The organism is Kitasatospora sp. SC0581 (assembly GCF_048159585.1).
Taxonomy (GTDB): domain Bacteria; phylum Actinomycetota; class Actinomycetes; order Streptomycetales; family Streptomycetaceae; genus Kitasatospora.
In genome coordinates, this window is the sequence record NZ_JBLRWA010000041.1 from 13,983 (window position 1) to 34,797 (window position 20,815).

At 74.7% G+C, this 20,815-nt stretch carries 19 protein-coding genes; 9 read left to right on the plus strand and 10 right to left on the minus strand.

The window, feature by feature from the left end:
* Nucleotides 1-28: 28 nt before the first annotated feature.
* From ACLWS4_RS34795 to ACLWS4_RS34825, 7 genes are all read right to left on the minus strand, one after another.
* Nucleotides 29-952 (minus strand): DUF4436 family protein, encoded by a 924-nt coding sequence (locus tag ACLWS4_RS34795; protein WP_416876221.1) that lies wholly within the window; start codon nucleotides 950-952, stop codon nucleotides 29-31.
* Nucleotides 953-1,074: 122 nt separating this feature from the next.
* Entirely contained in the window at nucleotides 1,075-1,872 is a 798-nt protein-coding gene (locus tag ACLWS4_RS34800) for an ABC transporter ATP-binding protein (protein ID WP_049650845.1), read from the minus strand.
* Nucleotides 1,865-2,812, minus strand: a complete 948-nt coding sequence (locus ACLWS4_RS34805) for an ABC transporter ATP-binding protein (protein WP_049650853.1) — start codon at nucleotides 2,810-2,812, stop codon at nucleotides 1,865-1,867. Before ACLWS4_RS34805 ends, ACLWS4_RS34800 begins: the two co-directional genes overlap by 8 nt.
* Nucleotides 2,813-2,888: 76 nt before the next feature.
* Nucleotides 2,889-3,743 carry an ABC transporter permease gene (locus tag ACLWS4_RS34810; RefSeq protein ID WP_375875354.1) on the minus strand — a complete coding sequence of 285 codons (855 nt, stop codon included), beginning with the start codon at nucleotides 3,741-3,743 and terminating at the stop codon, nucleotides 2,889-2,891.
* A complete protein-coding gene (locus ACLWS4_RS34815; protein ID WP_079272556.1) occupies nucleotides 3,740-4,699 on the minus strand; it encodes an ABC transporter permease in 960 nt (319 codons plus the stop codon). Before ACLWS4_RS34815 ends, ACLWS4_RS34810 begins: the two co-directional genes overlap by 4 nt.
* Nucleotides 4,696-6,345 (minus strand): ABC transporter substrate-binding protein, encoded by a 1,650-nt coding sequence (locus ACLWS4_RS34820; protein ID WP_416876222.1) that lies wholly within the window; start codon nucleotides 6,343-6,345, stop codon nucleotides 4,696-4,698. Before ACLWS4_RS34820 ends, ACLWS4_RS34815 begins: the two co-directional genes overlap by 4 nt.
* Before the next feature lie 31 nt (nucleotides 6,346-6,376).
* Nucleotides 6,377-7,381 carry an agmatine deiminase family protein gene (locus ACLWS4_RS34825; protein WP_416876223.1) on the minus strand — a complete coding sequence of 335 codons (1,005 nt, stop codon included), beginning with the start codon at nucleotides 7,379-7,381 and terminating at the stop codon, nucleotides 6,377-6,379.
* Nucleotides 7,382-7,637: 256 nt separating this feature from the next.
* Between ACLWS4_RS34825 and ACLWS4_RS34830 the strand changes: the two genes are divergently transcribed.
* Together ACLWS4_RS34830 and ACLWS4_RS34835 are read left to right on the plus strand one after the other, a co-directional pair.
* Entirely contained in the window at nucleotides 7,638-8,213 is a 576-nt protein-coding gene (locus tag ACLWS4_RS34830) for a TetR/AcrR family transcriptional regulator (protein WP_049650842.1), read from the plus strand.
* Between the two features lie 205 nt (nucleotides 8,214-8,418).
* The gene (locus ACLWS4_RS34835; protein WP_416876224.1) at nucleotides 8,419-10,158 is read left to right on the plus strand and encodes a serine/threonine-protein kinase; all 1,740 of its coding nucleotides are present in this window, start codon (nucleotides 8,419-8,421) and stop codon (nucleotides 10,156-10,158) included.
* A gap of 79 nt (nucleotides 10,159-10,237) precedes the next feature.
* Here ACLWS4_RS34835 and tatA read toward each other — a convergent pair whose 3' ends face one another.
* Entirely contained in the window at nucleotides 10,238-10,558 is a 321-nt protein-coding gene (tatA, locus tag ACLWS4_RS34840; RefSeq protein WP_375875350.1) for a Sec-independent protein translocase subunit TatA, read from the minus strand.
* A gap of 264 nt (nucleotides 10,559-10,822) precedes the next feature.
* On the opposite strand from tatA, the gene ACLWS4_RS34845 reads away from it, so the two are divergent.
* From ACLWS4_RS34845 to ACLWS4_RS34870, 6 genes are all read left to right on the plus strand, one after another.
* Nucleotides 10,823-12,028 carry an agmatine deiminase family protein gene (locus tag ACLWS4_RS34845; RefSeq protein ID WP_416876225.1) on the plus strand — a complete coding sequence of 402 codons (1,206 nt, stop codon included), beginning with the start codon at nucleotides 10,823-10,825 and terminating at the stop codon, nucleotides 12,026-12,028.
* Between the two features lie 38 nt (nucleotides 12,029-12,066).
* Nucleotides 12,067-12,834, plus strand: coding sequence for an urease subunit gamma (gene ureA, locus ACLWS4_RS34850; protein ID WP_416876226.1), 768 nt, complete (start codon nucleotides 12,067-12,069; stop codon nucleotides 12,832-12,834).
* Nucleotides 12,831-14,540 (plus strand): urease subunit alpha, encoded by a 1,710-nt coding sequence (locus ACLWS4_RS34855; protein ID WP_074004626.1) that lies wholly within the window; start codon nucleotides 12,831-12,833, stop codon nucleotides 14,538-14,540. The genes ureA and ACLWS4_RS34855 overlap by 4 nt, the downstream gene beginning before the upstream one ends.
* 193 nt (nucleotides 14,541-14,733) lie before the next feature.
* A complete protein-coding gene (locus ACLWS4_RS34860) occupies nucleotides 14,734-15,135 on the plus strand; it encodes a cytochrome P450 (protein ID WP_259316985.1) in 402 nt (133 codons plus the stop codon).
* The gene (locus ACLWS4_RS34865) at nucleotides 15,087-15,770 is read left to right on the plus strand and encodes a cytochrome P450 (RefSeq protein ID WP_416876245.1); all 684 of its coding nucleotides are present in this window, start codon (nucleotides 15,087-15,089) and stop codon (nucleotides 15,768-15,770) included. The genes ACLWS4_RS34860 and ACLWS4_RS34865 overlap by 49 nt, the downstream gene beginning before the upstream one ends.
* Nucleotides 15,771-15,951: 181 nt before the next feature.
* The gene (locus ACLWS4_RS34870; RefSeq protein WP_380780320.1) at nucleotides 15,952-17,079 is read left to right on the plus strand and encodes an NADH:flavin oxidoreductase; all 1,128 of its coding nucleotides are present in this window, start codon (nucleotides 15,952-15,954) and stop codon (nucleotides 17,077-17,079) included.
* A gap of 97 nt (nucleotides 17,080-17,176) precedes the next feature.
* Here ACLWS4_RS34870 and ACLWS4_RS34875 read toward each other — a convergent pair whose 3' ends face one another.
* Entirely contained in the window at nucleotides 17,177-18,619 is a 1,443-nt protein-coding gene (locus tag ACLWS4_RS34875; protein WP_416876227.1) for a carboxylesterase/lipase family protein, read from the minus strand.
* 112 nt (nucleotides 18,620-18,731) lie between these two features.
* Nucleotides 18,732-19,676 carry an MBL fold metallo-hydrolase gene (locus tag ACLWS4_RS34880; protein WP_416876228.1) on the minus strand — a complete coding sequence of 315 codons (945 nt, stop codon included), beginning with the start codon at nucleotides 19,674-19,676 and terminating at the stop codon, nucleotides 18,732-18,734.
* A gap of 186 nt (nucleotides 19,677-19,862) precedes the next feature.
* On the opposite strand from ACLWS4_RS34880, the gene ACLWS4_RS34885 reads away from it, so the two are divergent.
* Nucleotides 19,863-20,807, plus strand: coding sequence for a helix-turn-helix domain-containing protein (locus ACLWS4_RS34885; RefSeq protein WP_416876229.1), 945 nt, complete (start codon nucleotides 19,863-19,865; stop codon nucleotides 20,805-20,807).
* Nucleotides 20,808-20,815 lie beyond the last annotated feature (8 nt).

Below are 20,815 nucleotides of genomic sequence, written 5' to 3' on the forward strand. Positions count from 1 at the left end.
CGGGGGAATCCGCTCACTGCCCCTCGGCTCACGCCGCCTCGGTCACCGCCTCCCGCTCGCGGCGCAGCCGGTGCTCGGTGCGGATGCCGGACCAGGCGGTGCAGGCCAGGCTGGCGGCGATGAGGCCCTCGGCCCAGAAGAACGCCACGTAGTCGATCAGGGATCCGATCGGCGGCGCCCCGGGGGCCGCGTTGCGCATGCCGATCAGGGCGAACAGGCTCGCCGCCATCCAGCCCAGGGAGGGCCAGACCAGCCCCTCGCGCTTGCGGTACAGCACCTCGGCGGCGCCGAGGACGGCCAGGGCGATGGCCCACATGGCCGCGATCATGAACCAGGAGAGGATGAAGGTGCTGCGGGACCGGGTGATCCGCGCGTCCAGGGTCACGGCACCGGAGCTCGCGGTGGTGGCCTGCGGGCGCAGTACGAAGAACGGGTCGGTGTCGGTGAGGACCAGGCCGACCGGCACGGCCGCGCCCCCGCTGGTGGCGGTGAAGCCGGCCTCGGCGCGGTAGCGGTCGAACGGGTAGTCCGTCTTGGTGCCGTCGTACGTCCCGACCTGGACGAGCTGGGACGCCGCGGCCTCCCCCTCGGCCGCCTTGATGGTCACCTTGGGGGTGCCGGCGACGGTGATCTCGACGGGGCGGGCGAAGGTCTGGGAGTCCGGCCCGGCGGCGAACCTGCCATGCGGGACGGGGGTGACGTAGAGGGTCAGCTGCTGGGCGGTCGGGTCCACGTCCTGGGCGGTGACGTCCAGTTCGATCCAGTCGGGCGTCGCGGGGACCGCCAGCTCCCTGGTCTGTTCGCGGGTGTCGCGCTCGTTGAGGTACAGCCCGATGCCCGACCCGCAGAGGGTGACGACCACCGCCAGGACGGCGGCGAACCGCCAACGGCGGCGGGGGGATCGGTGCGCGGCCCGGTCGGTCGCGCTGGTGTCGTCGGTGGTGACCTGCACGGTCGTCCTTCCTGCGGCGGTGGCGCCGGGCCGGCAGGGTCGCTGCCGCCCGGCGTCGCCCGCCGGTGTTGCTCGGTCGCTCCGGCCCGGCAGGTCCCACCACCTGCCGGGCCGGAGCCGTCTTACAAGGCGCGGCGCGCGGCGGCGATCCGGTCGGGATCCCAGCCGGGCCGGGGGACGGACTCCAGCAGCAGCCGGGTGTAGGCGTGCTGCGGGGAGTCCAGGACGTGGGCGGTGGGGCCGGATTCGACGATCCGTCCGTGGCGCATCACGACGACCTCGTCGGTGACGCAGCGGACGACGCCGAGGTCGTGGGTGATGAACAGGTAGCCGATGCCGGTCCGTTCGCGGATGTCGGCGAGCAGGTTGAGGACCTGCGCCTGCACGGAGACGTCCAGCGCGGCGACCGCCTCGTCCAGCACCAGGACGGCCGGCTGGACGGCCAACGCCCGTGCGATGGCGACGCGTTGGCGCTGGCCGCCGGAGAGCTGCCGGGGCAGCGCGTCGGCCGCCCGGCTGCCGAGGCCGACCTGGTCGAGGAGTTCGCGGATCCGGGCCGCGTGGTCGGTGCCGGGGAAGTGCAGCCGCAGGGTCTCGCGGAGCACGGCCTCGACGCTGGTGCGCGGGTCCAGGGAGAGGTACGGGTCCTGGAAGACCATCTGGACCTCACGGGCGCGGGCCAGCCGCCCGGCCCTCCCCCGCACCCGGCCGGCGCGGGCCCGGCCCCGGACGGCGACCCGCCCCTCGTCGGCCTGTTCGAGGCCGACGACGATCCGGGCGGTGGTCGTCTTGCCGGAGCCGGACTCGCCCACGATGCCGAGCGATCCGCCGGCCGGGAGGGTGAAGGAGACGTCGTCCACCGCCCGTACGGTGCCGAAGGTCCGGCACAGTCCGGTGACCTCCAGTACGGCCTCAGGCATCGGCGCGGCTCCCTTCGAGCGGGTGGTGGCAGGCGACCGGGCCCGGCGCCGGGGTCTCCTCGCGGCACAGGACGGTCGCCCGGGGGCACCGGGGGGCGAACGCGCAGCCCGTCAACTCCTCGCGCAGGTCCGGTGGTTGGCCGTCGATGGCGGCGAGTCGGCCGCTCCCGGAGTCCAGCCCCGGGGTGGCGGCCAGCAGCGCGGCGGTGTAGGGGTGGCGGGGCCGGGCGAAGAGCGCCTCGGCGGGGCCGCTCTCGACGATCCGCCCGGCGTACATGACGTGGACCCGGTCGCTGATGGCGGCGGCGAGACCGAGGTCGTGGGTGACGAACAGCAGGCCGGTGCCGAAGCGTTGGCGCAGCCGGTCGAGGAGCGCGACCACCTCGGCCTGGCTGGTGACGTCGAGCGCGGTGGTGGGCTCGTCGGCGAGCAGCAGGACCGGGTCGCCCATCAGCGCGGCGGCGATCATGACGCGTTGGAGCATGCCGCCGGACAGCTGGCCGGGGTAGCGGCGCAGCAGTTCCGGGCCGAGGCCCACGGCGTCGAGCAGTTCGACCGCGCGCCGCTCGGCGTCCTCCCGGCTCGTCCGGCCGCCGAGGCGAACGCCCTCGGTGAGGAAGTCGCCGACGCGGCGCAGCGGGTTGATCGCGGCCCTGGGGTCCTGGAAGACCATGGCGGCCCGGCCGGTGCGCAGGGCGCGCAGCCGGTCGGGGCCCATCGTCAGGACGTCCTCGCCGTCGACCAGGACGCTGCCCTCGGCGGTGGCGCCGGGCGGCAGCAGGCCGAGGGCGCTGCGGGAGGTGAGGCTCTTGCCGGAGCCGGACTCGCCGACCAGGGCCACGGTCTCCCCGGGGCCCACGGCGAGGTCGACCCCGTCGAGGACGGGCCGGGCGGTGCCGGGCAGGCGGAGCCGCAGGCCCCGGATGTCGAGGGCGTTCACGCGGTCCTCCGGTTCGGGGCTGCGCCGGTTCGTCGGGTCCCCCGGTTCGTCGTTCTCCGGCTCATCGTTCTCCGGCTCATCGGCTCCTCCGGGCGACGCGGTCGGCCCAGCGCTCGCCGACGACGTTGAACGCGACGACGGTGAGCACGAGGAGGACGCACGGCAGGATCGCGGAGAGCGGGTAGCCGTGCTGGATCGCCGTCTGGCCGTCGAAGACCATCCGCCCCCAGTCGGGGGTGAGCGCGGGGACGCCGAGGCCGAGGAAGGAGAGGCCGGCGAGGTCCATGAGGGCGTAGCCGAAGTTGATGGTGGACTGCGCCAGGACGATCGGGGCGATGTTGGGCAGGACGTGCCGCAGGCAGATCTGCGCGGCGGAGTGGCCCTGGACCTGGTACGCGGCGACGTAGGGGCGTTCGCGTTCGGCCAGCACCAGGGAGCGGGTCAGCCGCGAGACGTACGGCAGGTAGGCGATCGCGAGGGCGACGACGGGGGCGAGGAGGCCCTCCCCGTACACCGAGACGATCAGGATGGCGAGCAGCATGCCGGGGAAGGCGAAGACCAGTTCGGTGCCGCGGGAGAGGACGGAGTCGAGCCAGCCGCCCCGCCAGCCGGCGACCAGGCCGACCAGGACGCCGGCGACGGTGGAGAAGGCGACCACGCCGAGCGGGCCGAGCAGGGAGGTGCGGGCGCCGAGCAGGAGCCGGGAGAGGGTGTCGCGGCCGGCGGCGTCGACGCCGAGCAGGTGGTCGGGCGAGGGGCCGGCGAGGGCGTTGCCGAGGTCGACGGCGTTCGGGTCGTCCGGCGCGATCCAGGGGGCGAGCAGGGCGGCGAGCACGACCAGGGCGACGAGGCCGAGGCAGGCCAGGTGGAGCGGGGCGCGGGCGGCCCTGAGGCGGCCGAGGCCGGGCCGGCGGGTGAGGGCGACACTCATGCGTCGGCCCTCCTCGAACCGAGGGCGACCCGGGGGTCGACCAGCGGGTGGAGCAGGTCGACGACCAGGTTCACGGTCATGAACAGGGCGACGATGAGCAGCGAGATGGCCTGGACGGTGGGGAAGTCCTTGGTGGTGGTGGACAGTTCGAGGAGCTGGCCGATGCCGCCGATGCTGAACGCGGACTCCACCAGGATCGTGCAGACCAGCAGGGTGGAGACGATCAGGCCGCCGGTGGTCAGCACGGTGCCCAGCGAGTTGCGGAACACGTGGCGGCGGATCACCTCGCGCTCGGGCACGCCGCGGCTGCGGGCGACGGCGACGTGCTCGCCCTCCAGGGCGTCCAGCATCGCCGAGCGGGTGACCCGGGCGAGCATCCCGATCAGGTACAGCGCGAGGGCGACCGCCGGCAGGGTGAGGTGCCACAGCAGGTCGCCGAAGCCGTCGCCGGTGCCGCTGGTCGGGAACCAGCCCAGCTTGACCGCGAACAGGCCCTGTAGCAGGACGGCCGCGACGAAGGAGGGGGTGCCGACCGCGAGCGTGGTGGAGAGCAGGACCGCCGAGTCGGTCGCGCCGCCGCGCACCGCGCCGATCCAGCCGAGGGCCAGGCCGAGGACGGCGACCACGAGCAGGGCCATGACCACCAGGGTCAGGGTGGCGGGCAGCCGGTCGGCGAGCAGCCGGGACACGTCGGTGCGGTAGGTGATGGAGCGTCCGAAGTCGCCCTGCAGCACCTGGCCGAGCCAGCGGAAGTACCGCACCAGGAACGGGTCGTCGAGGTGGTACTGCTCGTTGATCGCCTGCAGGGCGGCCGGGGAGGCCGACCGGCCGGACAGCAGGAAGCTCGCCGGGTTGCCCGGTGCCAGGTACATCGCGCCGAAGACCACGAAGGACGCGCCGAGCAGGGTGGCGGCCATCTCGGCCAGCCGCCGGGCGGCGAATCTCAGGAAGTTCACCGGGCGGCCCCCACGTCGGCGGCCCACGGGTAGTACATGTACGAGATGGTGGTGGGGGCGCCGGTGACGCGCTTGTTGAGGAAGACGGAGGTGGGCCACTCGGCGACCGGGATCCACAGCAGCTGTTCGGAGGCGGTCTGCTGGAGACTGGCCTCGATCGCGCCGCGCCTGGCCGGGTCGTACTCGGCGGTGGCCTGGTCGACGAGGTCGTCGTAGGCCTTGTCGCTGAAGCCGGCGTAGTTCTGGTAGGCGCCGGTCCGGAAGTTGGCGAGCAGGTCGAGCGGGTCGGTGACGGAGTCGTAGTACGTCTCCGGGAACAGGTCGATGCCCTCGCGCGCCTTGGCGTCGGTGAACAGCGCGGTGAAGGCGTTCGGGGCGATCGTCTTCAGCTGGACGTTCAGGCCGATCTTCGCTCCGGCGGCCTGGACGGCGGTGGCGAGCAGCGAGACGTCCTGGCCGATGGTGCTGGTGGCGACGGTGAGCGTCCTGCCCTCGGCGCCGGCCTCCTTGACCAGGGCCTTGGCCCGGTCGATGTCCGGGGCGGTGGGGGTGAGGTGGTCGAAGGCCGCCTTCCGGACGTCCTCGGGGGCGCCGGCCCAGGCGGCCCTGGTGGTGAGGGAGCCGGTGACGGTGCCGGCGCCGGCCAGGCCGGTCCGGACGAAGCCGGAGCGGTCGAGGGCCAGCGACAGCGCCTGGCGGACCCGCAGGTCGCCGAGCGGGCCGTTCATGCTGGTGACGTTGAGGTTGACGGTGCTCAGGCCCTCGCCGAAGTAGAGCGTGCCCGGGCCCTCGCGCTTCAGCCGGTCGTAGCTCTCGGTGGGGATCAGGTAGCCGCCGTCGACGTCGCCGGTGAGCATCGCGTTGGTGCGGGCGGACGCGTCGGTGAGGAAGCTGAACACGACCTTCTTCGACTTGGCCTTGGCGCCCCAGTAGCCGTCGAAGCGCTGGAGCTCGATCGACTGGCCCTTGGCCCAGGTGCCCAGCGTGAAGGGGCCGGTGCAGTCGAGGCCGCCGCTGGTGCCGTAGTCCTTGCCCGCGGCCTCCACCCCCGCCTTGGCGGCGACGACGCCGGCCGCGGTCGCCATGTACTGCGGGAACTGGGAGTCGGGCTGCTTGAGCTTGACGGTGACCTGGAGCGGGCCGGTCCTGGTGACGGACTCGACGTTCTGGAACACCTGCGCCCAGGCCGCCGCGTTGTCCGGGTTCATCTGCCGGCCGAGGCTGAAGACGACGTCGTCGGCGGTCATCACCGTGCCGTCGTGGAAGTGGACGCCCGAGCGCAGGTCGTAGACCCAGGTCGCCGGGTCGGGGTTGGAGGCCTTCTCGGCCAGGCCGGGGGCCAGGGTGAGCTGGGGGGTCCAGCGCATCAGGCTCTCGCAGACGTTGGAGAGCACCGTGTTCTGCGGGTAGTCGAAGGCCTGGAGGTAGTCCAGGGTGGGCGGCTCGGCGTAGGTGGCCCAGGTGAACGAGTCGAGCTCGCCCTTGGCGGGCGGGGTGTCGGCGGAGAGCCGGACCGCCGCCTGGTCGGCGCCGCCGCGGGGCGGGCCGGAGCAGGCGGCTACCAGGGCCGCCGCCGAGAGCAGGGCGGTGGCGAGGACGAGTCGGCCGCGGGCTCCGGCGCCCCTCGCGGGCGCGGTGGGAGTCATGAGGGTGGGGTCTCCGTTCGCTGGCGAGGGGTCAGGCGTGGGCGGCCGGGATCTGCTGGGTGATGCAGTGGACGCCGCCGCCGCCGTAGGCGATCACCCGGGCGCGCACGCCGACGACCTTCCGGTCCGGGTAGGCGGCGGCGAGCACGGCCAGGGCGCCCGCGTCCTCGGGGTGGTCGGCGACCGGCACGACGACGCCGCCGTTGGCGAGGTAGAAGTTCAGGTAGCCGACCTCGACCTCGCGGTCGTCGACCTCGACGAAGGCGGCCTGCGGCAGGTCGACGATCTCGAAGGGCCGGCCCTGGGCGTCCGTGGAGTGCTCCAGCACGGCGCGGTTGGCCCGCATCCGGGCGTAGTCCGGGTGCGCGGGGTCGGCCGGGAGCTGCACCACGACCCGGCCGGGGGCGACGAACGCGCAGACGCCGTCCACGTGCCCGTCGGTCTCGGTGTCCAGCGCCCCGCCGTACGGCAGCCAGACCACCTTGGTGACGCCGAGGCGCGCCTTCAGTTCGGCCTCGATCTCCTGCCGGGTCATCTCCGGGTTGCGGTTGGGGTGCAGCAGGCACTGCTCGGTGGTGATCAGCGTGCCCTCGCCGTCGACGGTGATCGCGCCGCCCTCGAGGATCATCTCGGAGCGGATCGCCGGGGTGCCGAGGTGCTCCAGCAGCAGGCCGCTGATCCGGTCGTCGGCGTCCCAGGGGCTGTGCTTGCGGCCCCAGGCGTTGAAGCGGAAGTCCACGCCGGCCCGGCGGCCGTCCCCGTCGAGGACGAAGATCGGCGCGGAGTCGCGGAACCAGGAGTCGTCCGTCGGCAGCTCGACCACGGTGATGCCCTCGCCGCACCGGGCCCGGGCCTCCTCACCGTGGCCGGGCGGCGCGACCATGGTGACCGGTTCGAACTGCGCGATGGCGCGGGCGACGGCCGCGTACTCGCCCTTCACCTCGTCGAGGGTGTCGCCCCACAGGTCCGGGCGGACGGGCCAGGCCATCAGGCAGCCCTCGTGCTCGGTCCACTCCGCGGGCATTCGGTACGTCACGGGAAACCTCTTCTGTTCGGGCCCCTCCGGGCGCGGCGCGGCGCGCCGGGCAGCGACGTGGCCGTCGGTGGTGTCCGGGAGGGGGTGGGGGTCTACGGGGCGCTCCCTGGCTGATGCGGGAGGCGTGGGGGTTGCCCCGCATCCTCTACCGTACTGAAAATTCAGTCAAGACTTGGAGGCAAAGCTGATGGAAACCCCTGAAACGATCATCAGGAACCTGTCTGACCAGCCGGGAAGCCCGGTAGAGTGGGCGCCCATGTCGGACCGTCGGACGGAAATACTCAAGGCCGCGACCCGGGTGATCGCCCGGCGCGGCGTACGCGGACTGCGCGTGGGCGAACTCGCCGCCGAGGCCGGGGTGTCCACCTCGCTGATCTACTACCACTTCACCGACCGGGCCGGGATCCTCCGGGAGACGCTGGCGCACATCAGCGACCGCGCGGACCACTACACCGCCGACGAGGAGCCCGCCCCGGCCCGCGCCGAGAGCCCCCGGGCCGACCTCGAACGCGTGCTGCTCCGGGAACTCCAGGACAGCCCGGACGTCCGGGAGAACAGCACCGCCTGGGGCGAGTTGAGAGCCACCGCGGTCTTCGAACCGCACCTGCGCGAGGACCTGGCGCGGACCACCCACACCTGGGTGCACGACATCGCCGAACTGCTCGCCCGGGCCGATCCGTGCGGGACCGCCCCGGCGCACGCGGCCGCCGCCGAGCGGCTCACCGCCCTCGTCGAGGGCCTGAGCGTGCGCTGGCTGAGCGGCTCGCTGCCGCTCGACCACGCCCGCCGGCTGCTGTGCGGGGCCGTCGAGGCGGAGCTGGCGCGCGACTAGCCGGGCCCCTGCGGGCGGACCGCTCCCGTCGGGCTCCCGCGTCGGACACCCCTCGCCGGGGCCGATTCGGCCGATCCTGATAAAACCTCTAAACTCTGCGGCGCCGTGCGTGCCGTGCGTGCCGCGTGTGCCGTACGCCCGCTTCCGGCCCGTCCGGCCCGTCCGGCCCCGTGCCGCCCCCTGACCGCCGAGAGAGGCAGCCCGCATGTCCGCTGACCGGTCCCCCTTCGCCCTCCAGCCGGTCTTCCAGGAGCTGGCCGACGACGACCCGCGCGAGGTCGGCGGCCACCTGCTGGCCGCCCGGCTCGGCGCCGGCGGCATGGGCCGGGTCTACCTCTCGTACACCCCCGGCGGCCGGCCGGTGGCGCTCAAGGTGGTGCGGCCCGAACTGGCCGGGGACCCGGAGTTCCGGGCCCGGTTCGCCCAGGAGGTGGCCAGCGCCCGGCGCATCCACGGGCTGTACACGGCCCAGGTGGTCGACGCGGGCGTGGACGCCGCCACCCCCTGGCTGGCCACCACCTACGTGCCGGGCCCCTCGCTCCAGGAGGTGGTGCAGCGCCACGGCCCGCTCCCGGAACGGACCGTCCTGCTGCTGATGGCCGGCATCGCCGAGGCGCTCCAGGCGATCCACGCCACCGGGGTGGTCCACCGGGACCTCAAACCCGGCAACGTGCTGATCGCCTCCGACGGCCCCCGGGTGATCGACTTCGGCATCGCCCGCGCGGCCGACGCCAGCGCGCTGACCGGCACCGGCCTGCGGATCGGCTCGCCCGCCTACATGGCGCCCGAGCAGGCCGTGGGCCGGGCCGCGACCCCGGCCACCGACGTGTACGCGCTGGGCGCCCTGGCCGTCCACGTCGCCGGCGGCGCTCCGCCGTTCGGGGACGGCCCGGACCCGGCGGCGCTCTACCGGACCGTCCACGAGGAGCCCGACCTCGGCCGGGTCCCGGAGAGCCTGCGCGCGCTGCTGCTGCGGTGCCTGGCCAAGCGGCCCGAGGACCGTCCGACCACCGCCGAGGTGATCGCCGCCGCCCGGAGCCACCCGGCCGTGGGCGGGCAGCTCAGGTTCGGCGACGACTGGCTGCCGCACCCGCTGACCAGCCAGATCACCCGGCACGCCGAGCTGCCGCAGGTACCGGCCGAGGGGCCCGGGGCCGCCGGGCCCGGGTGGGACTCGGCGCGTACGGTCCTCGCCCCGACCACCCCGCCGACGCCGACGGTGCTCGCGCCGGCGCCTGCGACCGGAGCCGCCCCGGCACCCGCCGGGCCGCTGCCCGCCGGGTCGCAGGTGTCGGCAGGCCGTCAGGCCCCGCGCGCGGGCGGCCGCAGACGCGCCCTCGGGCGCACCGCGCTGACCGCCGCCGTCGCCCTGGCCGTCGGCGCCGCCGCCGCGACGGCCCTGCTGCTCGACGACCAGGAGTCGGGGGAGGCCTCGGCCGCCGAGGCCCCGGTGTCCGGTGCCGCCGAGCCCGGCGCCCCGACCGCCGCCCCGACGCCCGCCGGGTCGCCGTCGCCCACCCGGTCCGTCCCCGTCGCGCCGGGCGCCGCACCGCCGTCCGCCCCCGCCCCCGAGTACGCCCCGGCCTACCGCGCGGTCGAGCTGACCTCGGCGGATGCCGGCTACGAGTTCGACCTCGCCACCGGCACCGTGGTCCCGACCGACAGCGCGACCTGGTACGTCGGCCGCGGCGAAGGCGAGTTCCTGGTGCCGGAGAACGCCGACTCCTTCATCGGCCGGGACGCCGGACTGGGCCCGGCCGAGTGCCTCAAGGGCCTCGGCAGCCGCCCGGCCGGGCGGATCCCGTTCGCCGCCGTCGGGCCGCGCGGCGCCTTCTGCGTCCGGTCCGCGGACGGCCGGGACCTCGCGGTCGTCCGGGTGCTGTCGACCGCGGGCCCGGACGGGCCGGTCCGGGTGTCCCTGGACCACTACCGCCGCAACGGCTGAGAGCCGTCGTTCCCCCGTCGGGCGGCGGGGGGACGACGGCTCCCGGCGTCGGCGGCGGGCTCGCGTACGGGCCCGCCGGTCAGAGCGGCCGCTTCACCGGCCCGGCCTGCGGGGCCGCGGGCGGCTCGGTGACGGCCCCGCCGGGCGCACCGGGCGTCGCTCCGCCAGGTGAACCGGCCGTCGCTCCGCCGGGCGAACCCGCTGTTGCTCCAGCGGGAGGCTCAGTGACCGCTCCGCCAGGTGCTCCGTCCTCCCGCAGGGCCGCCGTCTCGGACTTCAGGATCCGCATCGACTTCCCCAGTCCGCGCGCCATCTCGGGCAGCTTCTTGGAGCCGAACAGCAGCACCAGTACGGCCACCGTGACCAGCACGTGCCAGGGCTCCAGACCATTGCGCAGCATCGCCGCCTCACCCGGCCTTTCGTCGTCGTGACCTGGGCCGCTCGTACGGCGCCCCCGGTCGTCTCGGGGTGGTTTGGGTGACTTCACCGTAAAGCTTGACTGATTTTTCAGTCAATGCGAGAGTCGGTCCCGGCGCTGCCGACCGACCTCGTCCTCCCGGACGACCTCCTCGTCCGCCGCCGACCATCGCCGCGTGGGCCGCTCCCCCGGAGCCCGCCCTCCCCGCCGCGCCGGATCCACCCCCCAGCCCCACCGGAGTACACCGTGTCCCAGTCCCCCCTCGCCCGCCGCACGGTGCTGCGCTCCCTCGCCGGAGCCGGTGCGATCGCCCTCGGCGCGACGGCCTGCGCCACCGCCGGCGACGAGCCGGCCGGCCCCGCGGCCCCGACCTCCGGCACCCCCGGACAGCCCGCCGCGCAGCCCCCGGCGCCCGCCTCCGATCCCACCCCCGCGCCCGCCCCCGCCCGCGGCCGGCGGCTCGGCGGCGAGTGGGAGAAGCACGAGCGGACCTTCATGGCCTGGCCTGCCTCCGAGAACGTCTGGGGCGAGCAGCTCGGGGCCGTCCGCAGGGACATCGCCACCGTCGCCCGGGCCATCGGACAGCGCGAACCGGTGGTCCTGCTCGTCCGCCCCGGCCAGGAGGCCTCGGCCCGCAACGCCTGCGGCTCGGACGTCGAGCTGCTCGCCGTCCCGGTGGACGACCTGTGGGCCCGCGACACCCTGCCGGTCTTCGTCGAGGAGGGCGGAAAGGTCAAGGGCGTCGACTTCAACTTCAGCGGCTGGGGCGGGAAGCAGGAGCACGCCAACGACGCCCGGATCGCCCGCACCGTCCTGGAGAAGTACGGGATCGAGCGGCTGGAGACCCCGCTCACCGCCGAGGGCGGCTCCTTCGAGACCGACGGCCAGGGCACCCTGCTGGTCACCGAGAGCTCCGTGGTCAACGACAACCGCAACCCGGGCCGCACCCGCGACGAGATCGAGGCGGAGCTCAAGCGGACGCTGGGCCTCACCAAGGTGATCTGGCTGGCGGGCGTCAAGGGCAAGGACATCACCGACGCCCACGTCGACTGCCTCGCCCGCTTCGCCGCCCCCGGCGTCGTCTTCCTGGACCGCGCCTTCCCCGGCACCCCGCCCGACGTCTGGTCCCGCTCCGCCGACCAGGCCCGCGCCGTCCTTGCCGAGGCCACCGACGCGACCGGCGGCAAGCTCAAGGTCGTCGAGATCGGCCAGCCCGACCCGGACCGGATCACCGGCCGCGGCGACGCCTTCGTCTCCTCGTACATGAACTTCTACATCGGCAACAAGGGCGTCTACCTGCCGCTCTTCGGCGACGCCAAGGCCGACGGCCACGCCCAGGAGGTCTTCCGGGAGCAGTTCCCGGACCGCGAGATCGTCCCCGTGAAGATCGACACCATCGCCTCCGGCGGGGGCGGCATCCACTGCTCCACCCACGACCAGCCGGCCGGCTGACCCCTCGCCGCCCCGCACCGAGGGAGAAGGGAACCCCCGTGCAGCTGACCCCCACCGAACGCGACCGGCTGCTGATCTTCACAGCAGCCGAACTCGCCCGCGCCCGCCGCGCCCGCGGCCTGCGGCTCAACGTCCCCGAGGCCACCGCGCTCGTCTCGGACACCGTCTGCGAGGCCGCCCGCGACGGGCTGCGCCTGGCCGAGGCCGTCGCGCGCGGCCGCTCCGTCCTCTCCCCCGCCGACGTCCTGCCCGGCGTGGCGGACCTCGTCACCGAGATCCACGTCGAGGCCGTGTTCGAGGACGGCACCCGGCTCGCCGTCATCGCCGACCCGTTCGGCGGCGGCGCCCTCGGCGAGGCCGCACCCGGCGCCGTCCTCACCGACGGCGACGCCGCGACCGGACCGGAACCCGTCCGCACCCTCGCCGTGCGCAACACCTCCGGGGTGCCGGTCTCGGTCACCTCGCACTTCCACTTCTTCGAGGCCAACCCGCGGCTGGCCTTCGACCGGGCCGCCGCCTACGGGATGCACCTGGCCGTACCGGCCGGCTCCTCGGTGCGCTTCGACCCGGGCGCCACCGTCGAGGTCGGCCTGGTGCCGATCGGCGGCGAGCGGGTCGCGATCGGCTTCGCCGGGCTGGTCGACGGACCGCTGGACTCGCCCCGGGTGCGGCGCGAGGCGCTGCGCCGGGCCACCGAACAGGGCTACCTCGGAGCGGCCGACGAAGGACTGGCCGGCGCGGGAACGGTCGACGGCGGAGCGGCCGGCGCAGGAACAAGCGGCGAAGGACAGGAGCAGCACCCGTGAGCAGCAGCATCGACGCGTCCGAGTACACGGCCGTGCACGGCCCACGCGCCGGGGACCGGGTCCGGCTCGGCGACAGCGGCCTGGTCGTCCGGGTCGAGTCCGACTCCCAGCGGCCGGGCGACGAGTTCCTGGCCGGCTTCGGCAAGACCGCCCGGGACGGCCTGCACCTCAAGGCCGCCGCCGTCCGGGACACCTGCGACGTGGTGATCAGCAACGTCCTGGTGATCGACGCGATCCAGGGCATCCGCAAGACCTCGATCGGCATCCGGGAGGGCCGGATCGCCTCGATCGGGCGGGCCGGCAACCCGGACACCCTGGACGGCGTGGACGTGGTGGTCGGCACCGGGACGGCCATCGTCTCCGGCGAGGGCCTGATCGTCACCGCCGGCGCCATCGACACCCACGTGCACCTGATGTCCCCGCGGATCATGGAGGCCTCGCTGGCCTCCGGCGTCACCACCATCATCGGCCAGGAGTTCGGCCCGGTCTGGGGCGTCGGCGTCAACTCGCCCTGGGCGCTGCGGCACGCCTTCAACTCCTTCGACGCCTGGCCCGTCAACATCGGCTTCCTGGGCCGCGGTTCGTCCTCCCACCCCGCCCCGCTCGTCGAGGCCCTCGCCGAGGGCGGAGCCTGCGGCTTCAAGGTGCACGAGGACATGGGCGCGCACACCCGCGCCCTGGACACCGCGCTGTCCGTCGCCGAGGCCCACGACGTCCAAGTGGCGCTGCACACCGACGGGTTGAACGAGTGCCTCTCGGTCGAGGACACCCTGAAGGTCCTCGAAGGCCGGACCATCCACGCCTTCCACATCGAGGGCTGCGGCGGCGGACACGTCCCCAACGTCCTCAAGATGGCGGGCGTGCCGAACGTCATCGGCTCCTCCACCAACCCGACGCTGCCGTTCGGGCGGGACGCGGTCGCCGAGCACTACGGCATGATCGTCTCCGTCCACGGGCTCAAGACCGACCTGCCCGGCGACGCCGCGATGGCCCGCGACCGCATCCGGGCCGGCACCATGGGCGCCGAGGACGTGCTGCACGACCTCGGGGCCATCGGCATCACCTCCTCCGACGCCCAGGGCATGGGCCGGGCCGGCGAGACGGTGCGCCGCACCTTCGCGGTGGCGGGCAAGATGAAGGCCGAACGCGGCCCGCTGGAGGGCGACGGCCCGGACGACGACAACCAGCGCGTGCTGCGCTACATCGCCAAGCTCACCATCAACCCGGCCATCGCCCACGGCCTCTCCCACGAGGTCGGCTCGATCGAGGTCGGGAAACTCGCCGACCTCGTCCTGTGGCGCCCGGCGTCCTTCGGCGCCAAGCCCCAGCTGGTCCTCAAGGCGGGCTTCCCCGCCTACGGCGTCACCGGCGACCCCAACGCCGCCACCGAGACCTGCCAACCCCTCGTCATGGGGCCCCTGTTCGGCGCCCACGGCGCCACCCCCGCGGACCTCTCCGTCGCCTTCACCAGCCGCGCCGCCGCCGAGTCCGGCACCCACGCCCGCCCGTACGACACCATGACCACCCGCCGACGCCGCGTGGCCGTCCGCCACACCCGCGGCATCGGCCCGGGCGACATGGTCCGCAACAGCCGCCTCGGCGAGGTCCTCGTCGACCCGCGCGAGGGCCTCGTCACCCTCGACGGCACCCCCCTGCGGTCCGACCCCGCCGAGGAGGTCCCGCTGAACCGCCTGTACTTCCTCTGATTCCTCTGATTCCTCTACCCGTCGACCGGGGCGGGCCGGTGGACTCCTCGCCGGTCCGCGCGCGGCCCACCGGGGCGAGCCGGCCTCCGGCCCCGTGCGCCGCGCAGTCCACCAGCGCGCCCCGGCGCGAAGGGTTCGCAGGAGGTGCACCGGGCCGCAGACTGTGTCCCGACCCCGCACCGGAGGAACGACGATGCCCACCGCCAGCCGTCCGCCGGCCCCTCCCGTCGCTCCCGGGCGGCTCCCGCTGATCGGCCACGCCCTGGAACTGTGGCGGCGTCCGCTGGAGTTCCTCGGCAGCCTCACCGCCTACGACCGGATCGTGGCCGCCCACCTCGGCCCGAAGCCGAGCTACGTACTGACCAGCCCGGAGCTGGTCCACCGCGTACTGGTCACCGACGCGGCGAGCTTCGCCAAGGGCCGCTCCTTCGACAAGCTCCGCCCCTACCTCGGGAACGGACTGGCCACCTCCCAGGGCCCCCTCCACCTCCCAGGGCCCCCTCCACCTCCGACAACACCGACGGCACGGGCGAGCGGCCGGACCTGCTGTCGACGCTCCTCCAGGCCCGGGACGCCGACAGCGGCGAGGCCATGACCGACCGCCAGCTCCACGACGAACTCATCACCCTGCTGGTCGCCGGCACGGAGACCGCCGCAGGCGGGCTCGCCTGGCTCTTCCACGAGTTGGGCCGACACCCGCTCGTCGACCAGCGGCTCCACCAGGAACTGCGGGACCACGTCGCCCTTCCCCTCGGCCCCGAGCGGCTGGCCCGGCTGGAGTACACGCGCCGCGTCGTCGACGAGGCGCTGCGCGTCCGCAACCCCGGCGGCATCACGATCCGCCGCGCGACCACCGACGTCGAACTCGGCGGCTACCGCTTCCCCCGAGGCACCGAGTTCATCTTCAGCGCCCTGGTCCTCCACCGGAATCCTCGCTACTTCCCCCACCCCCTGCGGTTCGACCCCGACCGCTGGCTGCCCGACCGGCCCCCCGTCCCGCGCGGCGCGTTCGTCCCCTTCGGCGCCGGCAGCCACCTGTGCATCGGCGAGTCCTTCGCCCGCACCGAGATGATGACCGTGGTCGCGGCTATCGCGGGCCGCTGGCGGCTGGCGCCCGTCCCGGGAGCACGGGTACGGGGCGTCATGACCAGCACGAACCGTCCCGAGAACCTCCTGATGACGGCGGAACCGCGCACGGACCCGTCCGGGAACCGCCCGGCCGGGCCCTGACCGGTGCCGGGAGCCGTCGAGAGGCCCCGTCCCGGGGCCCGCGGCGGACCGTGGCGCGGATCACAGCGGACTTCGCGCGGACGGTGAAATGCGGGAGCCGCCAAGGCGGTTGGCACGGGCGAACGATCACCGTCACCGCTCTGGCGCCCGCCACCGCCACCGCCGACCGCGAGGAATCCTCATGACCGTCACCGAGCCCGCCGCCTCCCGCGCGGCCGACCTCCTCTCCCGGCCCGTCACGATCAACGGGCTGACCGTGCCCAACCGGATCGTGATGGCGCCGATGACGCGCTCGTTCTCCCCGGGCGGCGTGCCCGGCGAGGACGTGCGCTCGTACTACGCCCGCCGCGCCGCCGCGGGCGTCGGCCTGATCGTCACCGAGGGGACGTACGTCGGCCACGAGTCCGCCGGCCAGAGCGACGCCATCCCGCGCTTCCACGGCGAGGAGCAGCTGGCCGGGTGGGCCCGCGTCGCCGAGGACGTCCACGCGGCGGGCGGCACCATCGTGCCGCAGCTCTGGCACATCGGCATGGCGCGCAAGCAGGGCGACCCGCCGTTCGCCGACGCCCCCGCCGTCGGCCCGTCCGGCATACGGCTGGACGGCACCGAGGGAACGGGGCGGGCGATGACGCGGGCCGACCTCGACGCCGTCATCGGGGCGTTCGCCGAGGCCGCCGCGGCCGCCGAGCGGATCGGCTTCGACGGCGTCGAGTTGCACGGCGCCCACGGCTACCTGCTCGACCAGTTCCTGTGGGCCGGCACCAACCGCCGCACCGACGCCTACGGCGGCGACCCGGTCGCCCGGACGAGGTTCACCACCGAGCTCGTCGCCGCCGTACGCGAGACCGTCTCCCCCGGTTTCCCGGTGATCTTCCGCTACTCGCAGTGGAAGCTGGAGAACTACGACGCCCGCCTCGCCGAGACCCCGCAGGAGCTGGAGGCGATCCTCACCCCGCTCGCGGAGGCCGGCGTCGACGCCTTCCACGCCTCGACCCGCCGCTACTGGGTCCCCGAGTTCGACGACTCGGACCTCAACCTGGCCGGCTGGACCAGGAAGCTCACCGGCCGCCCCGCCATCACCGTCGGCTCGGTCGGCCTCGACGGCGACTTCATGCGCGCCTTCGCGGGCCAGGGCTCCGGGGTCCAGGGCCTCGACAACCTGCTCGACCGGCTGGAGCGCGACGAGTTCGACCTGGTCGCCGTCGGCCGCGCCCTCCTCCAGGACCCGCAGTGGGCCGCCAAGGTCCTCTCCGGCCGCTTCGCCGACCTGCTCCCGTACGACGCCGCCGCGAGCCGCACCCTGAGCTGACCGCCGACCACCAACCGGGCCCGTACCGCTGCGCTCACGGTGCGGGCCGGGCCCGGTCAGCGGTCAGGCTGTAGCTGGTCGGACCTCCGTGCCCCGCTCAGCCGCCGAGGGCCTCCGCCACGGGCAGCCGCGGGTCGTAGGCGGCCCAGCCCGGGTCCCCGGTCCCGGCGAACGCGACCCAGGCGCCGTGCACCCGGGCGGCGAGTCCGGCCGAGGCGGGGTCGGGGCCGAGCAGGCCGGTGTCCCCGTGCAGCCAGGGCTCGTCGGCGAGGTCGAACACGAAGGGCAGCTCGACGGTGTGGGCGGCGCCGAGCCGCCCGTCCAGGGCCGTCGAGCGGTACCCGAACGAGTAGCGGTACGTGCGGCGGCCGCCCGAGATCCGGGCGTGGGCCTCCGCCATGCGCGTCGTCCCGGCCTCGAACAGGGCGTGCGCGAGCACGGCGGAGCGCAGTTCGCCCGGCGTGGCGCCCGGCCGCGCCGCCCGCAGGGCGGAGAGGACCGCCGCCGGATCCGCCAGCAGCCCGGCGGCGACGGCGTGGAGGCCGGCCTCCGTGGTGGACTCCAGCTCCCCCTCGGGCACGAGGTAGAGGTTCGCCTCCTCGGTGTTGGTGCCGATGAGCAGGTCGACGTCGCGGGCCGGTCCGTCCGCGAGGGCGTCCGCGGGCTGGACCGGCAGGACGAGGCCGAGCGGGCTGAGCCCGGCCAGCGGGTCGGTGGCGGTGTCCGTCCGCAGGTCGAGGCCGAGCAGCGCGGGCAGGACCGTCAGCAACCGCTCGTCCGGGATCGGGGCGAACGCCTCGGCGGTCGCTTCGACGCCCAGCGCGGCGGCCGCGACGGCGGTGACCCGCCCCGCCTGCTCCGGGGTGAACGCGCCGGTGCCGCTGCCGCTCTGCACGATCGCCCGCCGGAACAGCCCGTCGGCCTCCGGCGCCGCCAGCAGCGCGCAGACCAGCGTCGCGCCCGCGGACTCCCCGAAGACGGTGACGTTCCCCGGGTCGCCGCCGAACGCCGCGATCGTGTCCCGCACCCAGCCGAGTGCGGCGAGCACGTCGAGCAGCCCCCGGTTGGCCGGGGCGCCCGGCAGGTCGAGGAACCCGGGGATGCCGAGGCGGTAGTTCACCGTCACCAGGACGACGCCGTCGCGGGCGAACGCGCCGCCGTCGTAGAGGGCGGCGCGGTTCGAGCCGGTGATGAACCCGCCGCCGTGCACGAACACCATGACCGGGCGCCTGCCGCCGTCGGCCGCGGGCGTGCGGACGTCGACGGTCAGGTACTCCGCACCGGGCGCCCAGCCGGGCCCGAAGTAGGGGCTCACGTCGAGCCGGTCGAAGGCGCGGACCGGCTGCGGGGCCGTCGGCGAGGGCCGCGTGCCGTCGCGGACGCCGGACCAGCCCGGGTGCGGTACGGGCGGGGCGAAGCGGCCGGCGCCGGTCGGTGCCGCCGCGTACGGCAGGGCGCGGTAGCGCTCGCCGGACCCGTCCCGGACGCCGCGCACGGCTCCTGCCGGGGTTTCGACGACCGGATCTGCCTGTCGGGGCATGGGAAACGATTCCTCTCTGACGGTTCTGGAGCTCTCTGGCGGTGCTGGGGCCGACGTACCGGCGGAGCGGGCGCGTCGGCGGATCAGGCGGATCAGGCGGATGACCGGATCATCAGGAGATGCGGGAGAAGCCCGCCCACTCCCTGATCGCGAACGTCGACCCGTTGCGCGCGACCTCCACCGCGCCCCGGCCGCCGAAGTGCGCCGGGAAGAGCAGCGCACGGCGCTCGGCGGCCTGGCCGAGCAGCCGGTGCCGGGTGGCGCGGGACAGCGCCGGGTCCTCGCAGAAGCAGGAGTTGGTGTCCGGCTCGGCGATCTGGAACGGGCTGTGCACCAGGTCCCCGACGAACAGGGCCTGCTCACCGCCGGACTCCAGGGTGAGCACGGACGAGCCGGGGGTGTGCCCGGGCGCGAGGTCGAGCCGCAGGTTCCGGTCGATCCGGTACGTGCCCTCCCACAGCCGCGTCAGTCCCGCCCGGTGGACCGGCGCGACGCTGTCCTCGAAGACGTTCTGGTTCCCGCGGCCGAGCACGCTGCGGTGCCCGTTGGCCGGGTCCCAGAACTCGAAGTCCCGCCGGGTCATCAGGTACCGGGCGTTGGGGAAGGTCGGCACCCAGGTCCGGCCGTCGAGGCGGGTGTTCCAGCCGACGTGGTCGACGTGCAGGTGGGTGTTGACGACGAGGTCGACGTCCTCGGGTCGCACCCCGGCGGCGGCGAGGTTGTCGAGGTAGTCCGTGTCCAGGTGGTTCCAGACCGGCGCGTGGGGCCGGTCCTTGTGGTTGCCCGCCCCGGTGTCGACCAGGATCGTGCGCCCCTCGCTGCGCAGCAGCCAGGACTGGACCGCGGTACGGCACTCGTCCGTCGACGGGTCCCAGAAGTCGGGCGCCAGCCAGTCGCGGTGCCGCTCCCACGAGCCGTCGGGGCCGGCCGGGCCGTTCGTGCTGCCGGGGCTATCTGGGAAGAACCGGCCCGGAGACAGCCCGGCCGAGCCGTAGAACTCCTTGATCCGGGTGACGGTGACGTCACCGAGGGTGATCTGCTCCGGGTTCCGCCGCATGGGCTCCCCTCCTCGGGTCCGGGGCACGCGGCCGACCGTCCGCCGACCGCTCCCGACCGTTTCCGGTCGGGACCGAGCCTGGCCCCTCCGAGCGGCACCGACCAGTCCCCGCTCGTCCTACCCCGGCCCGTCCTACCCCTCACAGGGTGTGGCTGGGACCGCTCCGGGCGCCGAATACTGGGGGGCATGAACGGACCCGGCCCGCTCGGCGCCTTCCTCAGAGCCCGACGGACGCGGCTGCACCCCGAGGACGTCGGCCTGCGCGAACTCGGGCCCCGCCGGCGGGTGGCCGGGCTCCGGCGCGAGGAGGTGGCCCAGCTGGCGGGCGTCAGCGTCTCGTACTACACCCGGCTGGAGCAGGGCCTGTCCCGCGGGGCGTCGGCCGAGGTGCTCGACGCGATCGCCCGCGCGCTCCTGCTCGGCGACCACGAGCGCGAGCACCTCGACCGGCTCGCCGTCGCCGCCCGCCACACCCCCCGGGTGCGCCGGCCGCGACCCGAGCGGCTGGCGGACGAGACCCGCGACCTGCTCCGCGCGGTCGACGGCGTCCCGGCCGTGGTGCTCGGCCGCCGTACGGACGTGCTGGCCTGGAACACCCTCGGGCACGCCCTGCTGGCCGGCCACGTGGACGTCCACGGCCCGGACGACCCGGCGCGACGCCCGAACCTGAGCCGGATGCTGTTCCTGGACGCGCACGCCCGGGAGCTGTACGTGGACTGGCAGCACAAGGCGCGCACGGTGGTCGGCAGCCTGCGCGCCACCGTCGGCAGGCACCCCGAGGACCCGCTGCTGGCCGAGCTGATCGGCGAACTGACCATGAAGAGCCCGGAGTTCGTCGCGCTGTGGGGCGACCACCGGGTGGCGCCGTGCGACACCCGCTCCTACCGGCTGCACCACCCCGTCGTCGGCGCGCTCACCGTGACGCAACAGATGCTGTCGATCGCCCGCTCACCCGATCAGGTGCTCGTCGTCTGCACCGCTCCCGCCGGTTCCCCCTCCGAGGCGGCCCTCGCCCTCCTCGCCCGGGCCGGCGTCGGCGGCGGGGTTCCGCGGAGCAGCGGTCCGCCCCGGAACGGCAAAGGGCCCGCACCGTGCGTGACGCACGGTGCGGGCCCCTGTCTGCCGGGCTAAAGCGCGGC

Coding starts and splice junctions, on each gene's coding strand:
- ACLWS4_RS34875 (WP_416876227.1), bottom strand. CDS start 18,619: ATGCCCCGACAGGCAGATCCGGTCGTCGAAACCCCGGCAGGAGCCGTG.
- ACLWS4_RS34810 (WP_375875354.1), bottom strand. CDS start 3,743: ATGAGTGTCGCCCTCACCCGCCGGCCCGGCCTCGGCCGCCTCAGGGCC.
- ACLWS4_RS34885 (WP_416876229.1), top strand. CDS start 19,863: ATGAACGGACCCGGCCCGCTCGGCGCCTTCCTCAGAGCCCGACGGACG.
- ACLWS4_RS34880 (WP_416876228.1), bottom strand. CDS start 19,676: ATGCGGCGGAACCCGGAGCAGATCACCCTCGGTGACGTCACCGTCACC.
- tatA (WP_375875350.1), bottom strand. CDS start 10,558: ATGCTGCGCAATGGTCTGGAGCCCTGGCACGTGCTGGTCACGGTGGCC.
- ACLWS4_RS34860 (WP_259316985.1), top strand. CDS start 14,734: ATGCCCACCGCCAGCCGTCCGCCGGCCCCTCCCGTCGCTCCCGGGCGG.
- ACLWS4_RS34830 (WP_049650842.1), top strand. CDS start 7,638: ATGTCGGACCGTCGGACGGAAATACTCAAGGCCGCGACCCGGGTGATC.
- ACLWS4_RS34835 (WP_416876224.1), top strand. CDS start 8,419: ATGTCCGCTGACCGGTCCCCCTTCGCCCTCCAGCCGGTCTTCCAGGAG.
- ACLWS4_RS34870 (WP_380780320.1), top strand. CDS start 15,952: ATGACCGTCACCGAGCCCGCCGCCTCCCGCGCGGCCGACCTCCTCTCC.
- ACLWS4_RS34800 (WP_049650845.1), bottom strand. CDS start 1,872: ATGCCTGAGGCCGTACTGGAGGTCACCGGACTGTGCCGGACCTTCGGC.
- ACLWS4_RS34820 (WP_416876222.1), bottom strand. CDS start 6,345: ATGACTCCCACCGCGCCCGCGAGGGGCGCCGGAGCCCGCGGCCGACTC.